The following is a 2,867-nucleotide window of genomic DNA, read 5'->3' as shown; positions in this document are numbered from 1 at the left end:
GGATGGAGCCACTGACACTGAAGGTGCTGGAGTCGTCGCTGTTATCGGTGTCACGGCCGTTGTAGTAAGACTCAATTTGGAAGCGGAGAGATTCATCCCTTTGGCAGCAACCATCGTACTRCTCAAGGCCGTATCTGGGAGTGCAAAACCGATTAAAAGCGGCAAAATTAAAAGTCCATAGGCTAGTGTATTCCTTAAAACGGAGCGGGAAACGGGCTGTTCGCATTCACAGGTGACAGGCTTTCCCCAGTAGGCGCGTAAGGCCATGTATCCCTGGAAGCAGGCAATGATATACAAAATAACGGAAGCAGCTTTTACGTATATCATCATCCGTGGTGCAATGTAATACGCTAGGGCATCCGATTTGGTAAGGATCACAATATAGCTTGAGAATCCCAACAAAATCGCAGTACGTAAGAAATAATGGAAACTGATTAAACGAGCTTGACTCAACTTTATTCCTCCTTGAAAGCCAAATTTATAAGAGATGTTCGGCGAGCAGCGAGCAACTGAGAACTGTAATGATAATCAAGATCGAGAGCATGAGTACAAATTTGGATTTAAAGACCGAAAGCAGCATGAGCGTGCTTTTGAAATCCAGCATGGGACCAAATACCAGGAAGGTTAGCAGAGATCCTGACGTAAACGAAGTCTGAAAAGACGAAGCGACGAAGGCGTCCGAGGTCGAGCATAGCGAAAGAATGTAGGCGAAACCCATCATGAACACATGGGAGCTGATCGGGCCTTGACCAATGGCAAGCAGGCTTTCGCGCTGCATAAAGATTTGAATCAGAGCAGTAAGCAGGGAACCAAACACCAGATATTTGCCCATTTCAAAAAACTCATCAGAAGCATGCACGAAAAAGGTGTTTATTTTGCTGAAGAAGCCTCCTCCTCCTTGATGCTGATGCTCCTCCCAATCAACTTGATTCGTGAAGTTAGCGCGGCTATTGCGCAGTGGATTACTTTTGACAAATCGATAGAGAATAAGTCCGATGATAACAGCGGCGGCAAAAGCTAGTCCTATACGGGAATACGCCATAGCAGGGTGATTTCGGAACGCCATGAATGTCGCTGCAAAAACAATGGGGTTAATAATGGGACCAGTTAAAATGAACACAACGGCTATGTAAACAGGCATTCCTTTGAGAATAAGCCTACGCACGACAGGGATCATACCACATTCGCACATGGGGAAAAGGATACCTAGCAAACAGGCAAACAAAATGCCGAGGATAGGATTCTTTGGAATAAAACGACGGATGGTTTGTTCAGATACAAACGTTTGAAGCAGCGACGAGAGCAATACGCCTACCACTATGAACGGGATCGCTTCTAATAGGATACTTATAAATATAGTTTTAAATGCTTGTATTTGCTCTGTCTGCAGGACATTCGGCAAGGATACATCTCTGTTCCAAAAGATGAGGACAATGAGGAGGAAGATAAAGGCAGTCAAGAGGTGCATGCTCGTTCGGAATACGGTGTTCGGCATTAGAAAAGGCTCCTTCATTTTAAATGGTTTGAGACGCAATCAGCCGCTTATTCCAGTCATCCTCAAGTAATTGCACATCCAAATCAAGCCCTATGAGAACAAGATAAGGTTCATCTTGATAAGCTGTCGGTTGCCAATTCGTGCGTTTGCCTGCAAATTGCAGAAGATAAGCTTCGCGTTTGGTGCCAATTCGTAAATAGCCTTTGGCGCGAAGAAGCGATTTCCCCCATTTGCCCAAATATTGTTCCACAAGGCTTGGAGTGATCACAACATCATTTCCAATCGGGATGGTAAGTGTTTGAACACGTGAAAAGGAAGGGACGGGCTTGGAAGCCTCACGCGGTTCTTTGAAAACTTTTACGGCGCGCATGTGTAAACTTTTATGCAATGTAGGTGTGGCTGGGAGCTGTGATTGTCTGGATTGGAGGCTGCCGAAAACGATATCTAAATCCAGTTGACTGTATGTCGTAGGCAGCAACAAAGCCTGATGATTGAATTTATGAACGGTTTTTTCGATAGACTTCAGTTGCTTGTCAGAGATAAGATCGATTTTGTTCAATAGAAGAAGGTCGGCAACCTCCATTTGTCTCCTAAGCGTATGGACGAGCTCGCGATCTGAAGCAAAAATACTGTTGTATTCAAGCACATGCTCAGCGTCGAGAACCGTAATGACTTTGTGAAGTTTTACATGAGGCAGCAGTGCAGGTTCTGTCAAAGCGTCGACGATTTCTTCCGGGTTAGCGACACCGGTCAATTCGATGAGAATGACATCCGGCTTACGAGTTAATAGTTGTTTCAGCGAATCATGGATATCGCTTTTTCTGCTGCAGCAGATGCAGCCATCAAGCAGTTTGGTCAGTGGGAGGTCTGGAGAAGCATCCAGCAGTAGATGTCCATCGACATCTTGTTTCCCTAATTCATTCATAAGTACGGCTGGAATGAGGTGATAGGCGGCAGCTTCTCGGAGCATGCGCAGAAGCAGAGTTGTCTTACCGCTGCCTAGAAATCCACTCAGGATGATCACGGGTACTTTACTCATAAGAGGACTCCTTTTCCAATTACTTAAAAGTAATGTTTACGAATTAGATTGTAGTACAAATAAAGGATAGCTGCAAGATAAGCTTTTAAAATAAATGGGCAAGAAAATAGGCAGCTGTTGAATTCGTTGTTGACAACGTCTTTTTAACAGGCTATATTTGTCGAAGTAATAGTAAATTTTACGATTAAATTGCTCGGTGGCCATCACTATTACATGTATAAGCAGATTCTGCTTTTTTTATTAATGTTTATTCGTAATTTTTACATGTAGGGAGGATTGTACATATGTTAGTGGCTTCTTTGAAAGAGGTGGAGTTCGGATATAACGATATTC

At 43.9% G+C, this 2,867-nt stretch carries 3 protein-coding genes; all 3 read right to left on the bottom strand.

The window, feature by feature from the left end:
• On the bottom strand, positions 1 to 453 hold a 453-nt coding region (locus tag AC1DUA_RS32260), incomplete at its 3' end, for a DUF1980 domain-containing protein (RefSeq protein WP_477503624.1).
• A 25-nt stretch (positions 454 to 478) separates the two neighbouring features.
• On the bottom strand, positions 479 to 1,495 hold the full coding sequence (locus AC1DUA_RS32255; protein ID WP_477503623.1) for a permease: 1,017 nt from the start codon (positions 1,493 to 1,495) through the stop codon (positions 479 to 481).
• A 19-nt stretch (positions 1,496 to 1,514) separates the two neighbouring features.
• On the bottom strand, positions 1,515 to 2,534 hold the full coding sequence (locus tag AC1DUA_RS32250; RefSeq protein WP_477503622.1) for a CobW family GTP-binding protein: 1,020 nt from the start codon (positions 2,532 to 2,534) through the stop codon (positions 1,515 to 1,517).
• Positions 2,535 to 2,867: the final 333 nt, after the last annotated feature.

The organism is Paenibacillus sp. 01T422, assembly GCF_056398785.1.
The sequence above is the reverse complement of the archived record's forward strand: the minus strand, read 5'-3'. Positions and strand labels throughout refer to the sequence as shown.

Bases quoted from the DNA above. Each gene is read 5' to 3' on its own strand.
- AC1DUA_RS32255 (WP_477503623.1), bottom strand. From the start codon at position 1,495: ATGCCGAACACCGTATTCCGAACGAGCATGCACCTCTTGACTGCCTTT.
- AC1DUA_RS32250 (WP_477503622.1), bottom strand. From the start codon at position 2,534: ATGAGTAAAGTACCCGTGATCATCCTGAGTGGATTTCTAGGCAGCGGT.